Source organism: Bacterioplanoides sp. SCSIO 12839, from assembly GCF_024397975.1.
GTDB lineage: Bacteria > Pseudomonadota > Gammaproteobacteria > Pseudomonadales > Oceanobacteraceae > Bacterioplanoides.
In genome coordinates this window covers 853,701-879,828 of record NZ_CP073745.1, presented here as the reverse complement: position 1 = coordinate 879,828, position 26,128 = coordinate 853,701, and the positions used below count along the sequence as shown (strand labels likewise).

The 26,128-nt window shown below is 47.5% G+C and carries 28 protein-coding genes; 7 read left to right on the top strand and 21 right to left on the bottom strand.

Annotation, left to right across the window (positions count from 1 at the left end; translation table 11 throughout):
* Window positions 1–49: 49 nt before the first annotated feature.
* The 4 genes from KFF03_RS04110 to KFF03_RS04095 form a co-directional block, all read right to left on the bottom strand.
* A complete protein-coding gene (locus KFF03_RS04110; protein ID WP_255859071.1) occupies window positions 50–1,069 on the bottom strand; it encodes an AraC family transcriptional regulator in 1,020 nt (339 codons plus the stop codon).
* 163 nt (window positions 1,070–1,232) lie between these two features.
* Window positions 1,233–1,619 carry a hypothetical protein gene (locus KFF03_RS04105; protein WP_255859070.1) on the bottom strand — a complete coding sequence of 129 codons (387 nt, stop codon included), beginning with the start codon at window positions 1,617–1,619 and terminating at the stop codon, window positions 1,233–1,235.
* A 12-nt stretch (window positions 1,620–1,631) separates the two neighbouring features.
* Window positions 1,632–2,102, bottom strand: a complete 471-nt coding sequence (locus KFF03_RS04100; RefSeq protein ID WP_255859069.1) for a hypothetical protein — start codon at window positions 2,100–2,102, stop codon at window positions 1,632–1,634.
* 13 nt (window positions 2,103–2,115) lie between these two features.
* Window positions 2,116–3,345, bottom strand: coding sequence for an NADH:flavin oxidoreductase/NADH oxidase family protein (locus tag KFF03_RS04095; protein ID WP_255859067.1), 1,230 nt, complete (start codon window positions 3,343–3,345; stop codon window positions 2,116–2,118).
* Between the two features lie 212 nt (window positions 3,346–3,557).
* Here KFF03_RS04095 and KFF03_RS04090 point away from each other — a divergent pair, with 212 nt between their 5' ends.
* Window positions 3,558–5,021, top strand: a complete 1,464-nt coding sequence (locus tag KFF03_RS04090; protein ID WP_255859065.1) for a coniferyl aldehyde dehydrogenase — start codon at window positions 3,558–3,560, stop codon at window positions 5,019–5,021.
* A gap of 118 nt (window positions 5,022–5,139) precedes the next feature.
* Complete coding sequence (locus KFF03_RS04085) at window positions 5,140–6,063, top strand: LysR family transcriptional regulator (protein ID WP_255859064.1); 924 nt, start codon at window positions 5,140–5,142, stop codon at window positions 6,061–6,063.
* An 18-nt stretch (window positions 6,064–6,081) separates the two neighbouring features.
* Here KFF03_RS04085 and KFF03_RS04080 read toward each other — a convergent pair whose 3' ends face one another.
* On the bottom strand, window positions 6,082–6,582 hold the full coding sequence (locus tag KFF03_RS04080) for a peroxiredoxin (RefSeq protein ID WP_255859063.1): 501 nt from the start codon (window positions 6,580–6,582) through the stop codon (window positions 6,082–6,084).
* Window positions 6,583–6,708: 126 nt separating this feature from the next.
* Between KFF03_RS04080 and KFF03_RS04075 the strand changes: the two genes are divergently transcribed.
* The 3 genes from KFF03_RS04075 to gloA are packed head-to-tail and all read left to right on the top strand — an operon-like array spanning window position 6,709 to window position 8,543.
* Window positions 6,709–7,410, top strand: coding sequence for a DNA-3-methyladenine glycosylase I (locus KFF03_RS04075; protein ID WP_255859061.1), 702 nt, complete (start codon window positions 6,709–6,711; stop codon window positions 7,408–7,410).
* A 50-nt stretch (window positions 7,411–7,460) separates the two neighbouring features.
* The gene (nth, locus tag KFF03_RS04070; RefSeq protein ID WP_255859060.1) at window positions 7,461–8,096 is read left to right on the top strand and encodes an endonuclease III; all 636 of its coding nucleotides are present in this window, start codon (window positions 7,461–7,463) and stop codon (window positions 8,094–8,096) included.
* Between the two features lie 54 nt (window positions 8,097–8,150).
* Window positions 8,151–8,543 (top strand): lactoylglutathione lyase, encoded by a 393-nt coding sequence (gene gloA / locus KFF03_RS04065; protein ID WP_255859059.1) that lies wholly within the window; start codon window positions 8,151–8,153, stop codon window positions 8,541–8,543.
* A gap of 14 nt (window positions 8,544–8,557) precedes the next feature.
* On the opposite strand, the gene KFF03_RS04060 is transcribed toward gloA, so the two are convergent.
* The 9 genes from KFF03_RS04060 to KFF03_RS04020 form a co-directional block, all read right to left on the bottom strand.
* A complete protein-coding gene (locus KFF03_RS04060; protein WP_255859057.1) occupies window positions 8,558–9,076 on the bottom strand; it encodes a cytochrome b in 519 nt (172 codons plus the stop codon).
* 75 nt (window positions 9,077–9,151) lie between these two features.
* Window positions 9,152–10,012 (bottom strand): Pnap_2097 family protein, encoded by an 861-nt coding sequence (locus KFF03_RS04055; RefSeq protein ID WP_255859056.1) that lies wholly within the window; start codon window positions 10,010–10,012, stop codon window positions 9,152–9,154.
* Between the two features lie 39 nt (window positions 10,013–10,051).
* On the bottom strand, window positions 10,052–11,320 hold the full coding sequence (locus tag KFF03_RS04050; RefSeq protein WP_255859055.1) for an MSMEG_0569 family flavin-dependent oxidoreductase: 1,269 nt from the start codon (window positions 11,318–11,320) through the stop codon (window positions 10,052–10,054).
* Window positions 11,321–11,382: 62 nt separating this feature from the next.
* Window positions 11,383–11,676 carry an MSMEG_0570 family nitrogen starvation response protein gene (locus tag KFF03_RS04045; protein WP_255859054.1) on the bottom strand — a complete coding sequence of 98 codons (294 nt, stop codon included), beginning with the start codon at window positions 11,674–11,676 and terminating at the stop codon, window positions 11,383–11,385.
* Window positions 11,669–12,703: a sll0787 family AIR synthase-like protein gene (locus KFF03_RS04040; protein WP_255859053.1), complete on the bottom strand. Its 1,035-nt coding sequence runs from the start codon at window positions 12,701–12,703 to the stop codon at window positions 11,669–11,671. Before KFF03_RS04040 ends, KFF03_RS04045 begins: the two co-directional genes overlap by 8 nt.
* Entirely contained in the window at window positions 12,694–13,353 is a 660-nt protein-coding gene (locus KFF03_RS04035) for an MSMEG_0567/Sll0786 family nitrogen starvation N-acetyltransferase (RefSeq protein ID WP_255859052.1), read from the bottom strand. Before KFF03_RS04035 ends, KFF03_RS04040 begins: the two co-directional genes overlap by 10 nt.
* Window positions 13,350–14,474: an MSMEG_0568 family radical SAM protein gene (locus tag KFF03_RS04030; RefSeq protein ID WP_255859050.1), complete on the bottom strand. Its 1,125-nt coding sequence runs from the start codon at window positions 14,472–14,474 to the stop codon at window positions 13,350–13,352. Before KFF03_RS04030 ends, KFF03_RS04035 begins: the two co-directional genes overlap by 4 nt.
* A gap of 4 nt (window positions 14,475–14,478) precedes the next feature.
* On the bottom strand, window positions 14,479–15,531 hold the full coding sequence (locus KFF03_RS04025) for a Nit6803 family nitrilase (RefSeq protein WP_255859049.1): 1,053 nt from the start codon (window positions 15,529–15,531) through the stop codon (window positions 14,479–14,481).
* A 16-nt stretch (window positions 15,532–15,547) separates the two neighbouring features.
* Entirely contained in the window at window positions 15,548–16,030 is a 483-nt protein-coding gene (locus KFF03_RS04020) for an MSMEG_0572/Sll0783 family nitrogen starvation response protein (protein WP_255859048.1), read from the bottom strand.
* Window positions 16,031–16,293: 263 nt separating this feature from the next.
* Between KFF03_RS04020 and KFF03_RS04015 the strand changes: the two genes are divergently transcribed.
* Window positions 16,294–17,694 (top strand): PLP-dependent aminotransferase family protein, encoded by a 1,401-nt coding sequence (locus tag KFF03_RS04015; RefSeq protein ID WP_255859047.1) that lies wholly within the window; start codon window positions 16,294–16,296, stop codon window positions 17,692–17,694.
* A gap of 14 nt (window positions 17,695–17,708) precedes the next feature.
* Here KFF03_RS04015 and KFF03_RS04010 read toward each other — a convergent pair whose 3' ends face one another.
* Both KFF03_RS04010 and KFF03_RS04005 read right to left on the bottom strand, forming a co-directional pair.
* A complete protein-coding gene (locus KFF03_RS04010; RefSeq protein WP_255859046.1) occupies window positions 17,709–19,685 on the bottom strand; it encodes a methyl-accepting chemotaxis protein in 1,977 nt (658 codons plus the stop codon).
* Window positions 19,686–19,915: 230 nt separating this feature from the next.
* Window positions 19,916–21,121, bottom strand: coding sequence for an NAD(P)/FAD-dependent oxidoreductase (locus KFF03_RS04005; RefSeq protein ID WP_255859045.1), 1,206 nt, complete (start codon window positions 21,119–21,121; stop codon window positions 19,916–19,918).
* Window positions 21,122–21,213: 92 nt separating this feature from the next.
* On the opposite strand from KFF03_RS04005, the gene KFF03_RS04000 reads away from it, so the two are divergent.
* Window positions 21,214–22,041, top strand: a complete 828-nt coding sequence (locus KFF03_RS04000) for a 1-acyl-sn-glycerol-3-phosphate acyltransferase (protein ID WP_255859044.1) — start codon at window positions 21,214–21,216, stop codon at window positions 22,039–22,041.
* Window positions 22,042–22,088: 47 nt separating this feature from the next.
* On the opposite strand, the gene rnhB is transcribed toward KFF03_RS04000, so the two are convergent.
* The 5 genes from rnhB to lpxD are packed head-to-tail and all read right to left on the bottom strand — an operon-like array spanning window position 22,089 to window position 26,119.
* Window positions 22,089–22,712 carry a ribonuclease HII gene (gene rnhB / locus KFF03_RS03995; protein ID WP_255859043.1) on the bottom strand — a complete coding sequence of 208 codons (624 nt, stop codon included), beginning with the start codon at window positions 22,710–22,712 and terminating at the stop codon, window positions 22,089–22,091.
* On the bottom strand, window positions 22,709–23,842 hold the full coding sequence (gene lpxB, locus KFF03_RS03990) for a lipid-A-disaccharide synthase (protein ID WP_255859041.1): 1,134 nt from the start codon (window positions 23,840–23,842) through the stop codon (window positions 22,709–22,711). The genes rnhB and lpxB overlap by 4 nt, the downstream gene beginning before the upstream one ends.
* Window positions 23,843–23,865: 23 nt before the next feature.
* Complete coding sequence (gene lpxA / locus KFF03_RS03985) at window positions 23,866–24,636, bottom strand: acyl-ACP--UDP-N-acetylglucosamine O-acyltransferase (RefSeq protein WP_255859040.1); 771 nt, start codon at window positions 24,634–24,636, stop codon at window positions 23,866–23,868.
* Window positions 24,633–25,097 carry a 3-hydroxyacyl-ACP dehydratase FabZ gene (fabZ, locus tag KFF03_RS03980; RefSeq protein ID WP_370647449.1) on the bottom strand — a complete coding sequence of 155 codons (465 nt, stop codon included), beginning with the start codon at window positions 25,095–25,097 and terminating at the stop codon, window positions 24,633–24,635. Before fabZ ends, lpxA begins: the two co-directional genes overlap by 4 nt.
* Window positions 25,097–26,119, bottom strand: a complete 1,023-nt coding sequence (gene lpxD, locus KFF03_RS03975) for a UDP-3-O-(3-hydroxymyristoyl)glucosamine N-acyltransferase (RefSeq protein WP_255859039.1) — start codon at window positions 26,117–26,119, stop codon at window positions 25,097–25,099. Before lpxD ends, fabZ begins: the two co-directional genes overlap by 1 nt.
* Between the last annotated feature and the right edge of the window lie 9 nt (window positions 26,120–26,128).

Genomic DNA, 26,128 nt, shown 5'->3' with positions numbered 1-26,128 from the left:
ACACCCAGAGCCTGTTAACAGGCTCTCGCAAAAAGTAACGAAAACATCGTTACTTTTTGCTGTTTAAAACGCCTTCTTTTAAAGCTTTTTTGGGCGTGATTCCGAACCACCCTTTGAATATACGATAAAAACCACTTAATTCGGTATAACCCAATTGTTCAGCAATGGTTTTAATATCAGTGGCCTGATTGATTGCCGATAACGCATGCTCTTTTAACACTTCATCCTTTAATTTTCTGAAGCTGGTTCCGGCGTTTTCAAGTTGACGCTGTAACGCCCGGGGGTGAATGCATAATGCCTCAGCACAGCCTGTCACCTCTGCCCGCAACATACCATGATTCGATACATATCGGCGTATCTGCTGAATCATTGCCATGCCTTTATCTTTTTCCGCCAGTAAAGTATTCGCATACTCGAGGCACATACGGTACAAAGCGTCATCACAACCGGGAATCGCTTGTTTCAGCTCAGCTTCATTCAGTTGCAATTCAAACCCAACCTGCTTTCCCTCACTGACGACATGCAGTGATAACAAGCCGGATAGGCCATTAACAGGCGTGCCTTCAGGCACAATCAGTTTATTAATACGGGCTTTTTTACCAGACAGTGTTTTGATCACCATAATGCTGGCAACAGTGACCGATAAAATTTGTTGTATGGAAGCTGGCAACGCCGCTGGTGTTTCTTCATATAAGCAACGAATGCAACCTTCCGTGGTATTCTCATAACGGAACGCACCGTTTTCGCTGATTAAAGACTGGTATTTCGAGATATTATGTAATGCCGTGAGTAAATTCTCCGAATGCCAGATTAATGGTGCCAACACACCCACGCTACGATAATTAGGGCTCAAACCAATACGAGCACCCAACAAAGGATCATTTGATAAACGTGCCGCCCGATGCCATAAAATCCGTGCCGACAATAAATCAAGGCGGTCGTTTTCAGAAAAGCTCCCTTGATGAAAACCCGGTAACCCATGGGTGATCTGACTAACATCCAAACCGTGTTCAGAAAATTCATCCGTCAGCGCATTAATCCAGCTACTGGCGATGCATAAATATTTCATTACTGTTTACGTTTTGAAAATAATCAGGATCGTAGCAGAAAATTATCGACAGGGCTTTTGCTTATTTACAATAGTGTTCCAGGCTTGGAGCAATAAAAAAGCGCGCCACAACAGTCAGGGAGGTTGTTGATGCAGCGCGCTAAAGGGGAGATAAACTTAACAGTTAGTGTTGAGCGTTCTGCAACCACTCACACTGATCTTCTTCACCCGGTTCAGGCAGGATGTTACCTCCTTCCATTACCCAGGCTGCCGGCATCTCATAGATAGATAACTTCAGTAACTGTGGAGAGGTGTTCAGCAGTTTTACAATCTGACGACACATCTCATTTTTCAGTTCATTGTTCATATCTTTGGTGCGGCCTTTACGAACCGTTGCGAGAATGTGGTAAGCCATGTCATCCGACATCGGCACACCCTCAGAATAAACAACATTTACAAAGGTTTCCGGGGCACCCGTGATGCCACAATGAACATCCATAATCAGCTTAGCCAGCTGTTGTTTAACCGGAGCAGGAATCGGTGTTTTGGTCGATACAGTATATAACGGCATATCAAAGTCTCCTTACTGATTCAGGTTCATATTCATGGAAAAGTAACCATTAATAAGTTTTGACTTAAACATTTTCAGAAGCATACGTGCCATCTGCAGTTTCTTAATCTTTGGATTAATACGCTCCAGCTGCGCCGCTACCATGCCATCCGATACCGACATATCCGGAACCGTCAGGATAATTTCGTTAATATGGCACTGGGTTACATTCATCCACATTTCGCAGAATTCTGACATAAATGCATGACGCATTTTATCATCCGTACCGTCATCTACTGGCAAGGTCACCGTAGTGCTGGTTGACGCCTGTGCAGCCAGAAATGCCTGGCCGCGTGGAATCACAACCCAAATCGGCATAATGCGATATTTATTACCGAAGTGCTTTTTGTACAGAGCCTTTGCATTGGCTTCCAGCAGCAGCATTTCCTGCTTGCTTAAACCATTTTCCTGCATCATGCCCATCATTCTTATTGTTTTTGCCATATTACTGCTCTCCTTATGCGCGGACCTTTTTCACTTTCTGGCCACGACGCCAGAACTGATAGAACACGTTAATGACCGATAACAAACCACGTACTTTAGTCGCTGGCTTGCGGCCTTCACTGATACGATGGATCTGGTTGGTGTACCAGCTGATTTCCATAATCGCCATCGCATCTACTTTTTTAATACCAGTGGTGATTGGCTTAACCGGAGAAACATTGTTACTGGAGGTCAGCAGCTTATTGGCAAAGTCAGGCTCAACCACAAACGGGCGTGCCATCCCTACTACATCAATCGCACCGGATTCCAGCGCGTCTTCCATCGAAGACTGTGAACGGAAACCACCAGTTACCATCAGTGGTACCTTAATTTCTTTACGCAGCTTCTCAGCGTAATCCAGGAAGTAAGCTTCACGTGCCTTGGTGCTGGCTTTCTGCTCACCACGACGGTTAACCGGGTTTTCCCAGCTACCACCAGAGATTTCCAGCAGATCGATGCCAAGGCCATCCAGAACCTTAGCCACTTCGATAGATTCTTCTTCGGTGAAACCACCTTTCTGGAAGTCAGAAGAGTTCAGCTTAACGGAGATGTTGAACTTCTTACCCAGAGACTTACGAATGCCTTTATAAATTTCAGTAATAAAGCGCATGCGATTTTCCAGGCTACCACCCCACTGATCCTGACGCTGATTGTGTTTTGGCGACAGGAATTGGCTGATCAGGTAACCGTGTGCGGCGTGCAGCTGGATACCAGTGAAACCGGCTTTGCCCAGCACTTCAGCGGTTTTGATGAAGCGTGCAATGATGTCCAGAATTTCTGCTTCGGTCAGTTCGCGTGGCGGAATAAACATATCGCTCGCCAGCGGGATAGCAGATGGCGCAACTGGCGCATCATTCAGGAACTTAGGAGACTGCTTGCCCGGGTGGTTCAGCTGAGGCCAGATTTCAACACCCTGAGCGGTTGCAGATTTTGCCCACTGCTCCAGCAGGAATATATCTTTTTCATCTTCAACTGCAGCGGCCAATGGCTCATTTGCATGGCGCTTATCGACCATCACATTACCTGTAATCAGCACGGAACAGCCACCAGCCGCCCAGGTAGAGTAAAGAGTACGGAAGGCATTGGTCACAGAGCCATCGGCTTCCGCCAGTGCTTCATTCATCGAAGACTTACAAATTCGGTTTTTCAGCACGGTCCCGGAACGTAACTTCAGGGTTTGCGCGAGCGGGGTTTGACTTGTCATAAGAAGTCTCTCGTGTTGGATTTATTCTGTTGTTACAGACTAACGAAAGCACTCAAGGGGCAGAATTGAATTTATTTGAGCGGTGCACCACAAATTCTGGATAGCCTGCATCACGCCATTCCAAAACCCAAGTGCACCACCCCAATTTAATCAATTGTGAGGGGCCCATGGCGGCAGTACCCTGATGAAAAAAGAATACGATGGTGATCTCTATGAATCAGGCTGTATCGACCCTTCCAAGTCATGACACTGCCGGGCTGGAATATTTACTGGCAACTCAGAAAAAAGCGTTTCTAGCGGCGCCAATGCCTGAAGCCAAGCAGCGCATCCGTAATCTGGATAAGCTGCACAATGCGCTGCTGGATCACAAAGAACAACTGTTGAAAGCTGTCAGCCAGGACTTCAGCAACCGCAGTGAAGCTGAAACCTTACTGGCTGAGTTCTATGCCACCATGGATGGCATTGCGTACAACCGCAAACGCCTGAAAAAGTGGATGAAACCACAGCGCCGCCACGTACCATTAACGGTGATGCCCGCATCTGTAAAAGTCATCTATCAGCCGCTGGGTGTTGTTGGCATTGTGGTTCCCTGGAACTTCCCCATCTTCCTGGGATTATCGCCATTGATCGGAGCTCTGGCAGCAGGCAACCGGGCAATGATCAAAACCTCTGAATTTGCTCCGGCGACCTCCAGAGTCATGAAACAATTATTAGCCTCTGCTTTTAACGAATCTGAAGTTGCTGTTGTCGAAGGCGGCGTAGAAACCAGTATTGCTTTCACTAACCTGCCGTTTGATCACCTGGTATTCACCGGTGCCACGGAGGTGGGCAAACAGGTTATGTCTGCTGCAGCAAAAAATCTGACCCCCGTCACTCTGGAATTAGGCGGTAAATCACCAGCGATTATTCATGATGATTTCCCGCTGAAAGAAGCGGCCAGCCGTATTGCATTTGGTAAGGGCATTAATTGTGGTCAGGTATGTGTGTCACCCGATTATATTCTGGTTCCACGTGGCAAAGTCGATAGTTTTGCCAAAGAGCTGAGCGAGGTACTGGCTAAGCGATACCCTTCCATTAAAAACAATCCGGATTACACCGCGATTATTAATGATCGCCAGCATCTGCGTCTGCAAAGCTACCTCGAAGATGCACAAGCCAAAGGTGCAAAATTACACACGGTTAACCCGGCCAATGAGTCGCTGGATGGCAGTCGTAAGATGCCGTTTACAATTGTCACCGATGTGACAGACGACATGCTGGTGATGCAGGAAGAATTATTTGGCCCGATTATCCCAATACTGCCCTACAGCAGCATGAATGAAGCCATTCATTATGTGAATTCCAAACCACGTCCATTAGCACTGTATTATTTTGATTGGAACACTCAACGCTCCGATGAGATTTTGTCTCAGACTCATTCCGGTGGAGTCTGCATTAATGACACCATGAGCCATGTGATGGCGGATGATATTCCGTTTGGAGGCATCGGCCCATCTGGCATTGGCCATTACCATGGCCATGAAGGTTTCCTCAATTTCAGCAAAGCAAAAGGCGTGGTTCGCAAAGGCCGGATTGATGCAGCCTCTTTTGTTGCCCCTCCCTGGAATAACAGCATGTTTAAAGGGCTGAAAAAGTATATGGATTTCCGCTTCCGTAAACGCAAAATTCATAACTGATCAGCCGTTAAAAATCGACACGATCAAGAACCCTTGTGTTATTTTAAACAAGGATTTCTCTGTTATTGCCAGCCCGCATATTGCTGGCCTGGCAATAACCGTTTTACAAGGCCTGTTCATGATCGATTCGTCTGAAATTATTCTGATAAAAACCATTGCGGATTGCGGCAGTCTCAACAAAGCAGCCGATGTATTGTTCCTTTCTCAACCCACCATCAGCAAACGTTTAAGCCGACTTGAAGACACACTGAAAGTCACCCTGTTTCATCGCCACAATGGTGGTATGACGCCAACTCAGGCAGCCAGTTACCTGATTCAGAAAGGTAAAACCATCGAAAGCCAACTGAATGCCATGACCCGCCATATTCAGTTATTGGCACAACTGGACAGCGGTACGTTGAATATTGGTGTGGGTCCGATTATTGAGCAGATTTTTATTCCCACACTGCTGAAACATTTCTCGGAACAAACCGGCTGCATTCGTACGCGGTTAATCACGGGCTCGAACCAGAAACTGACCGAGTTATTGCTGAAAGGTGAAATTGATCTGGCCATTGGGCCTTTTGTCGAAGCCGACGTTCCGGATGAGCTGATCTGCCACCTGGTTAAACAAGATGAGATTATTTTTGTCGCCAGAAATGAGCACCCTGTGTTTGCGCAAGCAACACCCTATTCCATCAACCAGTTGACGGAATACCCTTCGATTGGGCCGGATATTCCCTCCGATATCATTCCGAATCTGCCTTCCCAATTGCTGGAACGCTTTCCGACCATTGCCTGCGATAATTATGCGACCACCAAATCGCTGGTATTAACCTCCGATCACATCACGGGTGGCCCAAGAGCTTTATTTACTGAAGAAATTAAACGACAACAGCTGCGGGAGATTTCAGGTCTGATCGGCCCGGTTTGGAAATCCTATTGTGTATTGCGTCCCGAGACGCAACATATTCCCACCGTCAGGCACTTTCTTACAATGGTGAATGAGCATATTTGTCACGAGCGGCCACTCACCATACTGACGGAAACCCCTGGTTTGTGACCGGCCACCATGTTGCGGTTATTTCTCAGCTAATAAGGTTTCCGCCATGTGTTTCAAACCAGGTTCTTCCGGGTCTGATGTCATGGTCACCGCCCGTAAACGCCCCTGACGATCAATAAAGAAGGTCGTTGGTGTGCCTCGCACCTGGTACATAGCCGCAACACGACCGCCTTTGACCAGTGTCATAAAATCCGAGCCACGACGTTTCAGAACTTCCTGCGGCTTGGCATCCACATCTTCGTTAAAACTGATGCCTAATACTTCTAAACCTTGCGCCTGATAGTCATCCAACAAGGCATCCAGACCCGGTTGTAAGCGTTTGCAGTACGGGCACCAAGTCGCCCAGAAGTGCAGCACCACGACTTTGCCACGATAGTCACTGAGAGAAACGGCTTCACCAGCGGCATTCTGCAACGTGAACTCAGGCGCAGGCTGAGGTTCCGCACGTGTAACTGCAGCCAGAACCGTCAGAACCAGAATGACCAAAGCCTGAGCCATCGACAGTTTAGATTTCATCATCGTACTCCAAAGAATCGTTTCCCATCAGACTAACCCTATGGTCAGAAGTTCCGTTCGATGCATGACTCCACTATCATGACAAGCAATCATGGCCTATTAGCCATACATTCACTATGGATATGTAAGATGGAAAACTACCAGGACATCTATCAGCGTGCCGCCCAGCGCAAAGGCGGTGAAGCCGTGGTCGAAAGCCTGTTGTCTCAACCTGCGACTCCCACGCAACTGAAAAAGCTCAGTGGCGATGATTGGCTGGAAGAATTTACCCGCAAAATTTTTCAGAGTGGTTTTTACTGGCAAGTGATCAATAACAAATGGCCAGGATTCCGCGAAGTTTTCTGGGATTTTAATATCGACAAACTGCTGCGTATGCCGCCGGAAATGCTGGAAGAAAAATCCTCAGATGAACGTATTGTGCGTAACTACACCAAGGTCAAAACAGTACCCGTTAATGCGGCAATGATTTATTACCATCAGCAGGATCACGGTGAGCCCTTCAGCCAGTTTGTGGCAGATTTTCCCAGCGATCGCATCATTGAACTGTGGGCGCATCTGAAAAAACATGGCGCACGTTTGGGCGGTAACACCGGCGTTTATGCACTGCGTGCATTGGGTAAAGATACTTTTGTTTTATCACGAGATGTCGAGGCCCACCTGCGCGCCAATCAGATTATTGATGGCGGTTTACAAACCAAAAAATCATTAACAGCCGCCCAACATTATTTTAATGAACTGCAACAACAAAGTGGCCGCTCGCTACAGGAGCTCAGTTATCTGATTGCACTAAGCGTAGGCGATAACTATGTAGGCCTGGAACCCGCCTCATAACATTAAAAATAGCAACACTAAAAATATAACGATACATAAAACCGATTAGCATGAATAAACAAAAACGTACGGAGATTTTTACCCGCCTACGGGATGAAAATCCAAATCCGGAAACTGAACTGGAATACAACTCGCCGTTTGAGTTGTTATTAGCGGTTGCCCTGTCGGCACAAGCGACCGATGTTAGTGTGAATAAAGCCACACGAAAGTTATTCCCGGTGGCCAATACGCCTCAGGCGATTCTCGACCTGGGTGAAGATGGATTAAAGGAATACATCAAAACCATCGGTCTGTTTAACAGCAAAGCCAAAAATGCCATCAAAATGTGTGACATGCTGGTGACGTTACACAACAGCGAAGTTCCACAAGACCGTAAAGCACTCGAAGCCTTACCCGGCGTTGGCCGAAAAACCGCCAACGTGGTGTTAAACACCGCCTTTCGAATTCCGGTGATGGCAGTTGATACCCATATTTTCCGGGTATCCAATCGTACTAAAATTGCACCAGGTAAAAATGTGGATGAGGTCGAAGACAAACTGATGCGTTTTGTACCAAAAGAATTTTTGATGGATGCGCATCACTGGTTAATTCTACACGGTCGTTATACTTGCGTGGCACGCAAGCCGAAGTGTGGGTCGTGTTTGATTGAGGACCTATGTGAGTTTAAAGACAAAACCGAAGATTAAATTGTTCTGACGGCTTCGTTTACGCTTCAGATAATAATTTAGAATGAGAGAAAAATGAGAATTTTACACACCATGCTGCGCGTCGGTAATTTAGAACAGTCCATTGCCTTTTATACCGAAGTAATGGGCATGAATTTAATTCGCCAACGTGATAACGAACAGTACCGTTATACTCTGGCTTTTGTTGGCTACGGCGATGAAAGTGATGGCGCTGTATTAGAATTGACCTATAACTGGGATACCACAGAGTACGATTTGGGTAACGCTTATGGTCATATTGCCATCGAAGTGGATAACGCTGCCGCTACCTGCGATGCCATTCGTGATAACGGCGGCAAGGTTAGCCGCGAAGCTGGGCCGGTTAAAGGCGGTACCACGGTGATTGCGTTTGTAGAGGACCCGGATGGTTACAAGATTGAATTGATTGAGAAAAAAGCCGCTCAATAGAGCGGCTTTTGGGGTTAATTTTTAAATAACATACGTTTTAAGGTGTCATCTTTCATTTTGAAGTGATGCAACAAAGCAGCGCCAATATGCGCAAGCAATAAAAACATCAGCGCCCAGGCTGTTAGGCCATGTAACGCTTCACCGACCTCATGTAAATCATGGTTTTCAGCAAACACCATCGGCAACTCTAACCCAAATAGTGCAACCTCGTGTCCACCGGCCTGCGACATAATCAGTCCACTGATTGGCATCACCAGCATACATACGTACATTAACCCCTGCACAGCTTTTGCCTTGATCACATCACCACGTGGCGTACCTGATAATGGCGCAACCGGGTTACTGATCCGCACAGGTATGCGAAGTAAAATCAGCAACAAGGCAATCACGCCGAATGATTTATGCAGATCGTAGATTTCCCACTTTTGTGGACTATTTTCCATATCTTCCATCACAATTCCCACGACCAACAGGGTTAAAATAACCGCTGCAGATGACCAGTGAATCAATTTTGTCGGTAGGTTATAGCTCATCAGGAACCCCTCTCATATTCCTTAATAATTATAGGGTTAAGAGTATATGAGGCAATTGTTAAAGCTATAGGGGGTTTACGCTTCTTTGCGATAAATAGGTAGTTGTTTAGCAAGTACTGCCTGAGATTTTTGGTAAATAATATCCATTAACACAAAGCCATCAGAATTACGTTTTATTCTCATTTCGACAGCCATGGTATTCGCCTTCATGGTACAGCTCGACAATTCAACGATTAAGCTATCACCGATGTTAATATTGCCGTAATAGAACAAAGAGCGCCGCTGAGTTATCCACAATGAGGCATGATTCCCCATCTCAGAAATAAATGCCTGCTCTGCTCTGTCTGCAACTTGTTGAAACGCGGCAAAGTATAAAAAATCAGCACCATTAAAATCGCTATAAGGACAGGGTTGATAAATAAAGCGCCCAACAATCGCAGGTTGATAGTGCCGAAGTTGTTTATGCTGCTTTAATAACAAAAATGCCTGTGCTGATAATGAAGGATTATCCGCTGATGCTGACATCACTATTTCCGTTTTTGCCACACTCTGGTTATTACCACACTCCTCCCGATAAACAAACGTTGATAACATCATGACCCGGGCGACGACCCGATCAGCTTTCATGATGACATGGCTGGATATATTACGGCTGGCAGATAAACGTGTTAGCTCTGTTGCCATCTCCAGCTCGTCATTTTCCTGAACCGCATCCAGGCGAGCGTTATTGACCTCCACACACACAAACGCGGCATACACCTTATTACCACGACGATCATAAAATTCGGGCACCAATTTGCCACAAGCCTGGGCCAACGCTAACCAGTGCTGATGGCCACATTCTTTTAATAACCACTGTTCACTGAGCCCCACTGCCGATAAGTGAGGCATGCCAATCAAATAACGCGACAACAAATGATTACTCGTGATCGTCATAAGCACACCTCACTTCAATCTATGGGTTAACAACAAAGATCAGGCACAAACACTCTGGTCTGCATCCGCTAACGCGGACTCAATGGCTTCGCTTAAATACAGTGAGTCTTCGGCAATACCGGAGAAACGACCCGATCCCCAGGTGTGTAACCAAGGCAAGCCAATAAAATAAACACCCGCCGCCTGAGTAATACCACGTTGATGCACCGGTGCGCCTTTACCGTTAAATACCGGTGCATCCAACCAGGTAAAATCAGGGCGAAAACCAATACACCAAACAATGGAGGTAATACCTGAGGCGGCTAAATCCAGTTGTTCACGTTCGGTTTCTGGTTGCCAAACGGGTTCATACTGATAACCCTCCGGTGCATCAATATTGTTCTCGGCGATGTAACTATCCACACGACTATTAATATTGTTGTAAACCGAGTCAGCAAACTCTAAGTTCTCGTTTAAATCAGCTTGAAAGGTTAAGTTCTGGCCATCAAAATTATCCAGCGTGCCAAATAATTCCATGCCTTCTAAGGCGAATTTACGCAAATCAATTTCACGCCCGCCGTCACGTCCAGTAACGTAATGATTGGTGTTATCACGCACGCCTTCACGTAGTGGATGCTGATCGACTGAGGTGCGGTAATAACCCATTTCATCCAACCACTCGACCACATCCTTACCACGATATTGGCGTGCAACCCGAGGGGCATTGCCCACCGCCAAAAAGACTTTTTTACCTTCCAGATGTAAGTCTTCTGCAATCTGCGCACCCGACTGACCCGAGCCCACCACCAGCACACTACCTTCTGGTAACTGGCCTGCATTTTTATATTGGTTCGAATGAATCTGCACCACAGTTTCCGGTAAACGTTCGGCCATACGTGGAATAATGGGTTGATGATAACCACCACTGGCAACCACGAGCTGATCACAACTGAATTCACCTTTGCTGGTGACTACCTGATAATCACCCGATTCATTTTTAGAAACTCGCTGAACTTCCACCCCTTCCATCACTGGCGCTTTTACTTTGTCGGCAAAACGCTGCAAATAACCGATGGTTTGTTCACGATTCATAAAACCTTTTGGATCATCACCATCATAAGGGTGATCAGGCAAATCACACTGCCAGTTTGGCGTTACCAGCGTAAAAGAATCCCAGCGCTGGGTTTTCCAACTGTTCATTAGCTGATTTTTTTCCAGCACCAAGTGCTCAATATTTTTTTTCTGCAAACGATAGCTCATGGACAAACCAGCCTGACCACCGCCGACAATTACAACTGGGTAATGTTGTTTAATCATTTCAATACTCATTATTTTTTACCTACTGCTGTTTAGTTTTTAAATTCTGATTTTCAAAAATAAGTTTTAAGAAATTAATTAATATCGCAGACAATCACGCTGTCAGACGCGAGATCATCTTGCTGTTGAAAGTGCTGACAACGCCGTTTAATCGTACCCAGCTGATCCATCGCACTGGAGCAGGCATAACCGTATTTGGCTCTGACCCGTTCACTGGCTGCACTTAATGCCCGCTCGGCGACCTGTTCAAATTCGCTCACGCTATAAGCGTGATTAATCTGAAAAAATTCGTGAATAACGGATGACGGTGAATAACAGGATTCTTTGGCACCATCCGGCCATTGCACGTTAAATCGGGTTTCAGGCATAGCTGCACTCCTTATTGTCATATTCGTGAATTTTTGAAAGCTGATCTGAAGAACGGTTATCTGGTACCGGCACCAGATACGCCTGTTGGATTAAGTTCCAGAATTCGGCCTGTTGCTGCTGATAAGACACAGTCACTGATGAGGAATCATTAATTTCACCAATCACGGCGGCATCGATATCGCGCTGTTGAAACAACGCCAGTACCGCTTCGACGCAATGTGGCTCACAACTGATCAGATAACCAAAACTTGGGAAGCTGCATAACCAACCTTCCCAACTGACTGCTGCTGGTTTGGGAATGGCTTCTAGCTGAATATCCACACCACGCCGAGAGCAATCCATAAACATGGTGGCCGTGCCTAATAATCCGGCCTGGGAAATATCTTTTGCCCCGGTCACACCTGCCATCGCGGCAACTTCAGGCAAGAGCGCAATATCCTGTTGCAGCTGACCCGGTGGTGCTGTGGTGGCGGCATTCCAGTTTAAAAAGGGCGCTTGGTATTGGCCGCGCAAATCCACCGCACACAGCAGCACGTCCCCAGGCTTGGCGGCAAAGCTGGACAACACATGCTGCGCTTGGCCGACAATCGCCACCGATAACTGATCGGATGAGGTGTTCTGACAGGTATGCCCTCCAACCACTGGCACACCATAGGCTGCAGCCGCATCCGCGATGCCTTGCATCAGTAATTGCAATGACGCATCGTTTTGCGCCCAAATGGCATTGGTAACAGCAACGGGTTTGCCACCCATCGCAGCAATATCACTGCAATTCACCATCACTCCACACCAGCCGGCAAACCAGGGATCGTGGGCGACAAATTCGGGAATAAAACCTTCCATCGCAAACAGGTTAAAACCAGAATCAGTGGCGATAACCGCCGCGTCGTCGCCGTTGGGGTGAACGGCATCGCCATTTGGATGAGAATCGGAAAAGCGATCCAACACTGGCTGTAAGGCCAGTTTGGATTGCACCCCTGAATCCTTACGGACATGGGCTAATAGTTGTTGCAGATTTAATTCCATAACGTGGTCCCCCGATAATGCTGAGGCATGCCTTCGCCATAAGAGCCTTCTATATAAGGCAGATGAAGCGGGCTTTTCTGACGGCGGCCTTCAACCCAAAAACCCTGAGCCGGATCGTCTAATGCGGGATAACACGCCAGCTGTGCCTGCATCTGCACATGCTCAACGCCCTGTACCTGCTGATTCCCGACAGAGAGCCAGTTAAGACGCTGAAAGAATTTTTCATTCTGTGGTTGCACCAAGGCATTAAACTGCTGACAACCCAAAGCGCTTGCGCTACGCACCGCCAACTTAATCAGGCCACTGCCCAGCACAATCTGACGGCGCGCCTGCGGTTCTACCGCCAGCCGCCCACCCCACCAGACTCCGGGCTGAGACTGATAAATACGCACCGTACCGACCACCTGCTCTGACATACCAGCCACTTGCTGAATCGCCACCAGCACCTGAGCGTCACGGTCAATCACGTCGATATCATGGTCTTCGAACAACCCTTGTTCGTCACAAAACACTTGTCGGCGTAAGCGTCGCGCCTGTTCGATTTCCCAATCGTTCTCAGCCCATTTGATGCGGAAATGGTCTTGTTTAACCGTCATCCACTGATCATCAGCTGACAACTCGTGGGCCGATAAATCGTGAATCACACTCATGCCGAAAGCTCCTTCTCATAGCGCGAGAGCGGACTACAAGCACCACACTTCACACATCCGGCGTTGGATTTTTCTGAGGTGATGCCCGCTTCCACCAGCATGGCGGCTAACGGCTTGAGCAGACTTTCCATAAAGGCTTTACTTGGTGCAGGGTGATCTTCCAGTGGGGTGCCTCGAATCGGCACAAACGGCACCACAAACGGGTAAACCCCCATCTCCACTAACTCCTGGCAAAGGTCGAGGATGGCGTCTTTGCTATCCCCTAGTCCGGCCAGAATGTAAGTGCTGACTTGGCCACGACCAAAGACTTCGACGGCGGCGGCAAAGGCCGCCATATATTCTTCCAGCGACACTTCGGCTTTACCGGGTGTGATCGCTTTACGGACTTCGGGCGTAACCACTTCCAGATGCATACCCAGCGAATCAATACCGGCCTGCTTCATTCGGGCAAACCAGCTGTGGTCTTTTGGCGGCTCACACTGGCCCTGAATCGGCACATCCACTTCGGCTTTGATGGCAACGGCGCTGTCGCACATCACTTTGGCGCCTCTATCGGGTGTGGCGGGTGTGCCTGTGGTCATCACAATGTGTTTGATGCCATCCAGCTCCACGGCGGCTTTAGCTACTTCCGCCAATTGTTGTGGCGTTTTTTCGGCAATGGTGCGCCCGGCGTTAAGCGATTGACCAATGGAACAAAAACGGCACGCTTTGCGGCGGCTTTCATAACGAATGCAGGTTTGCAGCACAGTAGTCGCCAATACATCGGTGCTGTGCAGCGTGGCAATTTGCTGATACGGAATACCGTCGGCGGTGCTCAGGCTGTAGAAATTTGGTGTATCCGCAAAGGTAATATCCGTCAGGGCAATACGCTCACCGCCGGGCTGTTGTTTCACCAGCGTGTTGTCTTCCAGCACATAAGGCGATTGCCATGCGGTTTGGGTATAAACCGGCACCATCAGTGTGGTGCCATCCATCGTCAGCGCCTGATGATCAGACGGCCCGGCACCACCCCGGCGGCTCACATGAGTGTTATCCGGTGCTACCAGACGCACGCCGTGAGTCTGAATATCGGTTAATAATTCAGAGCTAAGATCCGTTTTCAGTGCTGACAAGGCGCTCATAGGATTACTCCTGGGGTTCTGGTTGGAGTTGGGATTGAGGTTGGTAAGAAATCGGCTGTACGGCTTCTGCTTCATGAGCAGCTTCGGCAAACAACGATTCTGATAATGAAGTTGAAGGCGGTGAGTACATCGGCTCGCTATAACGCGCCGGTGCATCCTGAATACGCAGGCTGAGCAATTCCGGGCGGGCGTAATGACCAACGGAGTCCATCATGCGCTTACGCTTATCAATCAGCGCCATATCCAGATCGGCAACAATAAAACCTTCGCCTTCGGTCATGGGTTCACATAAGTGTTTGCCTTCCGGGGAAATAATGGCGGTGTTACAGCCGTGGCGCAGAGACTTCTGCAGATCCGGATCGTCGGTCAGGCTGTTAATCTGTTCATCGGTCAACCAACCGGTGGCATTCACCACAAAACAGCCAGATTCCAGCGCGTGATGGCGAATGGTCACATCCATTTGTTCGCCAAAAATAGGCCCCACTAACGAACCGGGAAATTGTGCACAATGAATCTGCTCGTGCTGAGTCATCAGGCTGTAACGCGCTAATGGGTTGTAATGTTCCCAACACGCCAGTGCGCCTAAACGCCCGACCTGAGTGTCGACCACTTTCAGGCCTGAGGCATCGCCCTGCCCCCAGATCATGCGCTCGTGGTAAGTTGGGGTAATTTTGCGGCGTTTTAATACCAGTTCACCATTGGCATCAAACACCAGTTGGGTGTTGTATAAGGTGCCGTGATCGCGTTCATTCACACCCATCACAATCACCATCTGATGTTGGCGGGCTTTATCACTTAACGCTCGGGTAGTATCGCTGGGAACCTCGACGGCCTGCTCATACAGTTTTAAATGCGGCTTTCCCTGTTTGACCGGCGGCAAAATAAACGAAAAGTAGGGGTAATACGGCATAAAGGTTTCGGGGAACACAATCAGTTCCACTCCTTTTGCCGCGGCATCGTCAATCACCTTCAGTACTCTGGACAGCGTACCGCTCAGACTCTCCAGATCGGGAGCAATCTGAACGGCAGCAGCGCGAATAATCGATTTATTTAACATCGCTGCTGCCTCCCGATTACATGGTCCAGGTATCAACAATTACCGCGTTATCACGGATGTGTAGCAACTTGATATCCAGTACATCGAGCGGGTTGATTGGGCGAATACCTTCAATCAGATTGTGCTCGCCATGGCCGTACAAAGCTTGCAGTGCAAAACGACAGGCGTAAACCTTGCCGCCTTCGGCCATAAACTTCTTCAACTGGTTGTTAAAGTTCATATGACCCGGAAACGCTTCATCACCAATGGTTGGGAAACCACGCTGCACTCCCAGATTCACACCCGGGCCATACAACACAATCGAGGTTTCGTAACCTTTACGTTGCAAACGAGTCGCTTGCAGCATATTGACGAAGCCAATTGAGCCTTCAAACGCAACCGTGTGGAAAGTGACCAGCGCTTTTTCGCCAGGCTGGGCTTTTACGTCTTCAAAGACTTTTTCTTCGTAATCAACAAAAAAATCACCGTCTTTATTTAATGGGAAATCAACTTGAGGCATTTCATATTCTCCGCTGGTTATTATGTAGAAATCGATGTTGTTCGATTTCCAAACGGATATTGCACAGCGAGTGCCAATGATTGCTTTTTAAAAAGCAATCAATTTGCAATAAAGCTCTACCTGACTCTTTTACAACTGACAAAAATTTTTAAATCTTGTGATTTACCGCCATTTTTGTCAGGATTCAGCTCAAAATTGATCGCACTAAATGATTGCATAAACACAGGCAGACTCACTATTTAAGTGCATGAGTGGTAAAGAAGATGTACAAGACACACATTGAACGCTGGAAAAAAGCGGTTGCCGAAAAGGGCAAATACCCAACCTATAAGTTGCTCGCGGATCTGATTGAACAAGACATCGAAAGTGGCAGCCTGCAGCCACAAGACAAAATTCCAACCATGCGCGATCTGGCCGAAGCCCTGGCAGTGAATTATTCCACCGTGTCACGCGCCTATACCGAAGCACGCAAGCGTGGCCTGATTGAAACCGTAACCGGCGCCGGCACGTTTGCTAAAGGAAAGGTACCGGCGATCAAGCCCAGCCTGGCACCTTATGAGCTGACCATGAACATGGTGATTGAACCAGCGATTCCGACATTAATTGAAGAAGTAAAAGACGTTGCCTTCAGCACCATCAGTCAGAATGAACTGTATAAGCTGTTTCGCTATCAGGAGCATGGCGGTAACCCGCACACCAAAGAGCAGGTCAAAATACATTTGCTCAATAAAGTGCCAGATGCCGCTCTGGAACAGCTGGTGTTGTCGCAAGGCGTGCATCAGATTCTGACGGCACTATTAACCCAGCTGTGTGATGACCACCAGGTGATTTGTGTAGACTCCCTGACCTACCCGGGCATTAAGTCCAGCGCTGCCCAGCTGGGTAAACGTTTACATTCACTGGAGCGCGATAACGACGGGCCAACTGCCTCCTCTTTTGAAGATGCCTGCCGTACCCATGATGTTGCCGCACTGTATATCAATCCCACCATGCATAATCCGACCTGCACCTCAATTTCACGCAGCCGCCGCGAAGCATTAGCGGATGTAGCGTTACGCCATAATGTGCAAATTATTGAAGACGATGTGTATGAACCGCTCGCTAACAGCCCGCTGCCATCGTTTGCCATGCTGGCCCCACAGCTCACATTTTATGTTTCCAGCTTGTCCAAATGTTTTTCCCCTGGGGTGCGTTTTGGGTTTGTCGCTTGCCCCACAAAGCGCCAGGCCGAACATACCAATGGAGCGCTACGCTCATTAAATGTAATGACCACGCCGATGATGGAAATGATGGTGTGTAATTGGTTAAGGCAAGGCACCGTCAAACGTATGATTCAGTCGGTGCAACGCGAAGCCAACGCCCGCCAGCAAATTATTCAGCAAGAGTTAAAAGGGATTCCATTAAATATGGCAGACAATGCCTTTCACTTTTGGCTGAAATTCCCGAAACAAGTGGATTGGCATCCGGCGGAATTAGCCATTGATTTACGCACCCAAGGCATCAGTGCGGTTGCCAGTATGGCGTTTGCCACTGACAACCATCCACCCCATGCCATGCGTATTTGTTTTGGCGGGCCATTTAACCGCGAAGATATTCGCGAGCAAATGGTGAAACTTAAAGAAACCTTAATGCAGCCTGCGCATCTGACCCAAACGCGTTATTAGTTTTTATTAAACGTTTACGAAAGACTATTCACTTTATATTGACTGATGGTTGTACGCATTTGCTCAGCGATATCGGCCAGGTGAATACCTGACTGAGCAATTTCCGTGGCACTGGCAATGGTTTCACTGGATTGCTGATTTATATTCTGCAACCGCTCGGTAATATTCTGAATCGATTGCGTTTGCTGCTCAGACTGATTTGAGATATCGGTAGATGTGGATTCCAGCTCCTCCATCGCCTGCACTATGCTAGTCAGGGTATCAGCAACATTGGTTGCCATGCTGACTGCTTCCGACGCGGTGTCAGCACTCCTGTTGATCACATTGGTTGAACGTTCTGAGCCAGCCTGAAGCTCCTGTACTATTTCGGCGATTTCAATGGTCGACTGTTGCGTCCGACTTGCCAGATTACGAACTTCGTCAGCAACAACAGCAAAGCCCCGGCCTTGCTCACCCGCGCGTGCTGCTTCAATCGCAGCATTCAGAGCGAGTAAATTCGTTTGTTCTGCCACCGACTGAATAACATCCACCATACCGGCAATATTACCCACCCGTTCATTAAGATTGGCTAATACATCACGCAAACCGAGAATATCACCAGACAATGCTTCAATCTGACCCGCCGCATGCGTAACGGCGTCATGCCCTTCGCGTGTTTTATCTGACACCTCATGAATCTGCGCCGCACTGCCAATTGTCGCACTATTTACCTGACTGGCATTGATACCCACATCGTCGGCGCTGCCAGAGATTTGAGCGATTTCCTGTTGTTGCTGTTTCAGGCTGGCTTCACTCTGGACAATAGAGCTACTGGTTTGTGTCGCCGCGCTGGCAATTTGATTCGAAAAACTCTGGAAAGACAATAAATCTTCACTAAAACGTTTGACCAATTTATTAATATTCGCCGCCGTTTTGCCTAAGCTGTCATCGCTGAATTTAACAATGGGATTACTCAGATCACGCTGTTGAATATAGCGACTGACACTCTCTTCAATCTCAGTTGATTGGCGCTGAATCAAACCAATCGTCATATGAATTAAAAAGGTGATAACAACCGCAATAATCAATACCAATACTTCAAGAACAATCACCATAATACTGTTGTCATAAAGACTTCGGGTATTTTTCAGAATATGTCCAATAACCTCATCCTGAATGCCTTTTAAAAGATTAATCCGGTCGGTAGCAACAGCAAACCAATCGGTGGGGTTAATGCCATAATATTGATCTTTTTCAGCAACCAATTGGCGAAAACGCTCAACCGCTTTTTCCTCTTTTGACGACAATTCATCTAACAAAATCTGCTTCAGGTCACTGGGGGCTTTTGCGGTTGCGGAGTGCAGGTAAATTTTTTGTGCCGTAACCAATTCAGAAAAACGTGTCTGCAAATCCTTCGTTAACACATCTCTGGCAAAGATATTACTGAGCACCGCACGTTCGATACCGGCTTTTTCTTTGGCATAAGCAAAATTATACAAAGTCACCAGCTCTTCAGAGGTAATTTCATTGGTGGAGAATTCCAGTAATTGGATATTCACTTCCAATAACGCCTCATTATTTTGGGTATAAAAACGAATGGCCTCTGCCAATGGAATCTGCAGGAGATCTACGCGATTACGAATAGCGCTTAACTGATCAAGACTGTTTTTTACGTTACCGATGTAACGGGTGATTTCGTCAGCGTAGGTATATAATGAAAAGATATCTCTTAGCTCCTGCAAACGTTGGTCGGTTAGTTGACGCTGAGAAGGCAATGACTCTTTAAATTTTTCACCTTTGGATCCTAAAAAGCCTGCCGATTGACCACGCTCTTTTTGCAGTTCGTGTACCAGACTGTTGGTCGCTTTAATTAAGTCGGCATGATGCATCAGATCAGCATTGGCCTGCATGTGTTTGTAAGCACTGATGCTGTCAACCACCAGCACAATAATCAGGATCAGGCAAGGAGCTATAATCAGAGAGGCTAAATGTTCAGACAACCAGGCACGCATAATTCGGTATCCGCTTGAGACTATGTGAAGTGCCGCTGAATATTCCAGAGGCGTTCTAGTCCTTTAAGCCTAGCAAAGACCAATGATTCTACTGGGTTATTCTTATATTTTTTTGTCTGCTACAGGGTCACCGCTATGCTTGGCACCAGAGCACTGATTAACTTGTTGATTTGCCTCAATAAAGTTCATCAGCCCAATTGTCGGCTTTGCCAGAGCACCTGCGAGTAGAGTTACACCTGCTCGGCCGCAGCAACAGCACTGGCCCAGGCCCACTGAAAGTTAAAGCCTCCAAGGTGTCCGGTGACATCCAGTACCTCACCGATAAAATACAGCCCGGGTTGAGACTTCACTTCCAGGGTTTTCGACGAGACTTCATCGGTATCAACACCGCCCAGCGCAACTTCGGCGGTACGATAACCTTCGGTGCCAGAGGGCTTCACTCGCCATTGGTGAATACGATTGGCAATGGCATCCATATCATCCCCACTCAACTGCGCCAGCGAATAACCCAACCATTGCGGGTGATGTTGCTCCAGCCATAACTCGGCAAATTTCTGAGTGAAATGCTCAGCTAACCAATTCTTTAAGCTAACTTTAGGACGCTGGTGCTGTTGTTCACGCAGGCGTTCTGCCAGGTTAAACGATGGCAATAAGTCGATATCGAGCTCATCCCCTTCCTGCCAATAAGAAGAGATTTGCAGAATCGCCGGACCACTTAACCCTCTGTGAGTAAACAACAAGTCATCGTTAAAGTTCTTATCATTGCAGCTTACACTGACGTTAACCGATGTGCCCGATAAGGCTTCACATAAAGCCTTCGTATGATCGGTAAGCATAAAAGGCACCAGGCCAGCACGAGTTGGATAGACCTTTAGACCAAATTGCCGGGCAATATCGTAGCCAAAACCGGTGGCTCCCAAGGTGGGAATCGATGGCCCACCAGTCGCTATCACCAATGACTGGCACTGAACCTTACCAGACGATGTCAGGAGCTGATAACGCAGCCCTTCTTCATTGTCTGCCAGTGCTTCAATTTGTTCGATGGCGGTTTTCAGCTGAATGCTGGCCCCCGCCTGTTCACACTCATCCAATAACATATTGAGAATATCGCTGGCCTTATTGTCACAAAACAGCTGGCCGTCTTTTTTCTCGTGGTAAGGGATGCCATGTTTATCAACCAGTGCAATAAAGTCCCACTGGGTATAACGACTCAGGGCAGATTTACAGAAATGTGGGTTGTGCGACAGATACCGGTCAGGCTCAACATAATAGTTGGTGAAGTTACAGCGGCCGCCGCCTGACATCAGAATTTTTTTGCCTGCTTTATTGGCATGATCCAATACCAGGACGTTCCGGCCTCGCTTGCCCGCCTCGGCGGCACACATTAATCCGGCCGCACCGGCACCAATGATCACAACTTCGTATTTCTGCAGCATTTGGCCGTTACACTTTGTTCTTAAAGGGTGAATCTGAGGCTGTTATTATGCCACAGTTATAACCGTCCAAGCGTTAACCAAGAGAGTCGAAAATGCAGTTGTTTGATCGTCAGGGCCTGATGAAAGCGACCCAATTGTCGCCACGAAAGCTGAACCTTCTGATGCGTCTGTTAAAAGCCCCCACGCTGGATCGTATTTATGCACAACTGAACCAAAAAGAAGGCATCGACATGATTGAAGATTGCCTCAATTACCTCAACATTGAACTGGACTACGATCTCGACGCACTGGAGCGCTCTATTCCGTCAGAAGGCCCTTTTATCACGGTTTCTAATCATCCCTTTGGGTTTCTGGATGGCATCATTCTGCTTTTGATCATTGGCCGTAAACGCAAAGACTTCCGTGTCGTCGCCAATTTTTTGCTGAGCTACTTTGCTCCGATAGCCGATCTTTTTATTACAGTAAATCCCTTCGAAAACTACACTCCAAAAGGTGAAAGTGGCTCAAAACGTATGGGAGGTGCGAAAAAATCCATGGCTCAACTTGAACAAGGGTTTGGGTTGGGAATATTCCCGGCAGGCGAAGTATCCACCTGGTATAAAGGCCAGCATGGTATTCAGGATTGTGATTGGTCACTGTCCAGTATGCGGTTAATTAAAAACGCGCAGGTGCCTGTGATTCCGGTGTATTTCCATGGACAAAACAGCCGCAGCTTTCATCTGTTAGGAAAAGTACACCCGGCACTAAGAACCTTACGAATCCCCGCTGAATTTCTGAAAAAGAACAATTCCACTATTCACATTGGTTTTGGTGAACGTATTGAAGCAGAAGAGATTCTGATGTGTGATACCCCCAAAGCTATTCGAGAGCTGTTACGTGGTCGGGTTTATCAACAGAAAGAGAAGTTTATAGGTAAATAATGGAGCGCTGATTGCGCTCTTATTTTAAACCACGATAGAAAAGAAAATCAGAGAAGTTTTTTCACCGGTGCATAAGAGCGGCGGTGAATCTCACACGGGCCATGCTCAGCCAGTGCTTCCAGATGAGCTTTGGTGCCATAACCTTTGTGTTTAGCAAAGCCATACTCAGGATAAAGTGCATCGAGCTTAATCATTTCGCGATCACGCTGCACTTTTGCTAATACCGACGCTGCAGAAATTGCCGCCACCAGAGCATCGCCTTTAATAATGGCGGTGGCATCCATTGTTAATTCAGGCAGTTTATTGCCATCAATTAATGCATGTTGGCAATTTTCCTGTAGGCCATCAATAGCACGACTCATGGCTAACATACGGGCATTGAGAATATTGATGCGATCAATTTCTTCTACCGTTGCACGAGCGATGCAGTAGTCGATGGCTTTCTCACGAATTTCATCAAACAAGCGTTCGCGCTTTTTTTCCGTGAGCTTTTTAGAGTCGGTTAATTCCGGTATCGGCTGATCCGGATCAAGAATCACCGCCGCAGCGACAACATCACCACACAGCGGCCCTGCTCCCGCTTCGTCTACCCCACAGTACACCACAGAATTATCCAGCAGTTGCTGTTCAATATCGGTTTGTACTGTCGGAGATGCGTCAGCGTCACTCATGATTCGATCAGCTCGGCAATCGCGGCGGCCGCTTCGTCGTCAGCATTTCGCTTCAGCTGGCGGTGAATAAATAAGAAAGTTTCATGCAACTGATGCATATCGTCACTGTCTTCTAAACGTGCCAGTAAAGCCTCAGACAGATTTTCTGGCGTTGCTTCGTGCTGAATAAATTCGGGCACCAGTTCACGACTGGCCAACAAATTAGGCAAGGAAATATACGGTTGGGTGACCAGACGTTTGAGAATTTTGTACGTCAATGGCGCCACGATATAACTCACCACCATCGGCTTTTTCAACAGCATGGCTTCTAATGTGGCGGTACCCGAAGCTAACAAAATAGTATCAGCTGCGGTCATACAGGTTTGAGACTGACCCAGAATCACTTTAATCGGCAAATGACCCGGGTATTGAGCTAACAAAGACTCAATCTGATTACGACGGTCGACACTCGCTGCCGGAATAATAAATTGCAGATCGGTGCGCTTCTGCTGCATGAGTTCGGCAGTTTTTAAAAACACCTCACCCAGACGTTCCACCTCACTGCCCCGGCTGCCGGGCATTAAACATACGACCTGACGGTCTGTATCTAAACCCAACTGTTGACGTGCAGGAGAAGCCGGTGTTTCTAATGCAATTTTATCCGCCAGGTGATGGCCAACGAACTTAACCGGCACATCATGCTCTTGATAAAATCTGGCTTCAAACGGAAATAGCGTCAGCATTAAATCAACGGCTTTAGCAATTTTTAATACGCGCTTTTGTCGCCACGCCCAGACAGAAGGGCTAACGTAGTGAGCCGTTTTAATACCCGATTCACGCAACTTTTGCTCTAACGTTAAATTAAAATCCGGCGCATCAATACCAATAAATACATCAGGTGGATTGGCGCGCCAGCGTTTAATTAAATCACGGCGTACCTTTAATAATTCGAATAAACGGCCTAAAACTTCCACCAGCCCCATCACCGACAAACGTTCCATCGGTACCAGGCTGTTAAAGCCATGCTGCATCATCAGCGGTCCACCAATGCCTTCAAACGTAGCATGGGGATAACGGTGTTTTAATTGCTCGATCAGGCCTGCCCCGAGCATATCGCCCGAGGTTTCGCCCGCAACAATGGCTATGCGCATAAGTAGTCTGTTTTATTGGAAAGTTAGCGGATAATGCCGCGATTACCAGCCTGGATGCTATCAAATAAAACCTTAACGGCTTCATCTTGCTGAGCTGCAGGCTCAAGCTGTTCAAGAGCTTCTTTTAGCGTCAGGCCCTGACGGTACAAGGTTTTATAAGCCGCACGCAGGTGGTTAATGTTCTCTTTACTGAAACCGCGACGCTTCAGACCCTCAACATTAATGCCATGCGGTTTTACCGGATAACCCTGCGTCATTAAATACGCCGGAATATCTTTCAGCACAACACTGCCGGTGCCACACATCGAATGCGCACCAATATGACAGAATTGATGCACCTGAGTGGCACCACCCAGAATGGCATAATCACCAATTTTTACGTGACCTGCGATGTTAGTATCATTGGCGAGAATGCAGTTGTTACCAATAATGGCATCGTGGGCAACATGCACGTTGACCATAAACAGGTTATTACTGCCAACTTCTGTATGGCCTGCATCCTGAATGGTACCGCGGTGAAAAGTACAGGCTTCGCGAATAATATTGTTATCACCGATCGATAACGTGGTGGGTTCACCTGCGTATTTTTTATCCTGGCACTCTTCACCAATACTGGCGAATTGGAAAATCTTATTATTTTTTCCGATTTTAGTTGGCCCACGTACAACAACGTGCGGGCCAATAACCGTTCCTTCACCAATCTCAACATCAGGACCCACAATAGAAAATGGGCCAATTTCAACGTTATCGGCAATAGTGGCAGAAGGGTCTACGATTGCTCTAGGGTCAATCATGCTTGCTCCAGATGTCGTTCAGCACAGACGATATCTGCTGAGCAAACGACTTTTTCATCTACAAGGGCGCGGCACGCAAACTTCCATATGCCACGGCGATGGCTAATATGTCTGGCTTCCAGAGTCACCTGGTCGCCAGGTACAATGGGTTGTTTAAAACGAACATTATCGGCACTGGCAAAATAATACAGCGTATTTTTTGCGTATTCCGGGCCCATCATGGTTAAACCCAGAATACCAGCGGCTTGTGCCATTGCTTCAAGGGTCAATACGCCAGGCATAATCGGGTGGCCAGGGAAATGACCATTAAAGAAATCTTCATTAATGGTGACATTTTTCAGAGCACGAATGGTTTCCCCATCCTCAGCTTCTAAATTTACTTCTTTAACACGATCAACCAACAGGAATGGATAACGATGTGGCAAAAATTCCTGAATTTGTTGAATGTTATACAAGGACATCAAACTTCACCTTTCTGGATCTTTTCTAACTGTTGCAGGCGTTTCGCCATGGAATCCAGTTGTCGGAAACGAGTCGCACTACGGCGCCATTCTTTCATTGGCATTTGTGCCGTACCCGAGCCATAAGCCCCTTTTTCAGTAATAGATTTACTGATCAGAGCCATTGGCCCGATATGGACACCGTCGGTAATGTTCAGGTGTCCTGCCAGACCTGCGCCACCGGCTACGGTGCAATACTGCCCCACCGTTGTACTGCCAGCGATACCGGCACAACCAGCAATCGCCGAGCCTTTACCAACACGAACGTTGTGAGCAATCTGAACCAGATTATCAATAATCACATCATCTTCGATCACGGTGTCATCCAATGCACCACGATCTACTGTGGTATTTGCACCAATCTCAACATCGTTACCAATTCTGACGCCACCGAGCTGACAAATTTTATGCCACTTGCCCTGATCAGGCGCAAAACCAAAGCCATCAGCACCAATAACAGCACCAGAGTGAATCGTAACCCGATCACCCAATACCACGTTGTGGTACAGAGTGACATTTGGGTTTAGCTGACAACTTTCACCAATTACACAATGGTCAGAAACAACCGTTGAGGCACCAATTTCTGTGCCACTGGCAATCTGGCAATGCTCCCCAATAACAGCATTGGCACCAACAGAAACGCCGTCAGCAATCACAGCCGTATCGGCGATAACGGCAGTCTCATGAATACCCGCAGAAAATGCCGGCCGGTTATTAAATAACTGGCTTGCCTGAGCAAAACTCAGATACGGATTCGCCGAAATTAATGCGCTGCTGGTTACCAGTTCTGCCTGATCTTCAGCAACGATTACAGCAGACGCCTGACTTTCAGCCAGCTGACTTTGATAGCTAGGGTTGGCCAGAAAACTGATCTCACCTACCTGTGCTTCTTTCAGCGTATTCAGGCCCGTTATCATTGTGCCGGCTTCACCCTTCAGAGTGAGGCCCAGCTTTGTCGCTAATTCACCCAGTGTTATTTTCATACCGATATC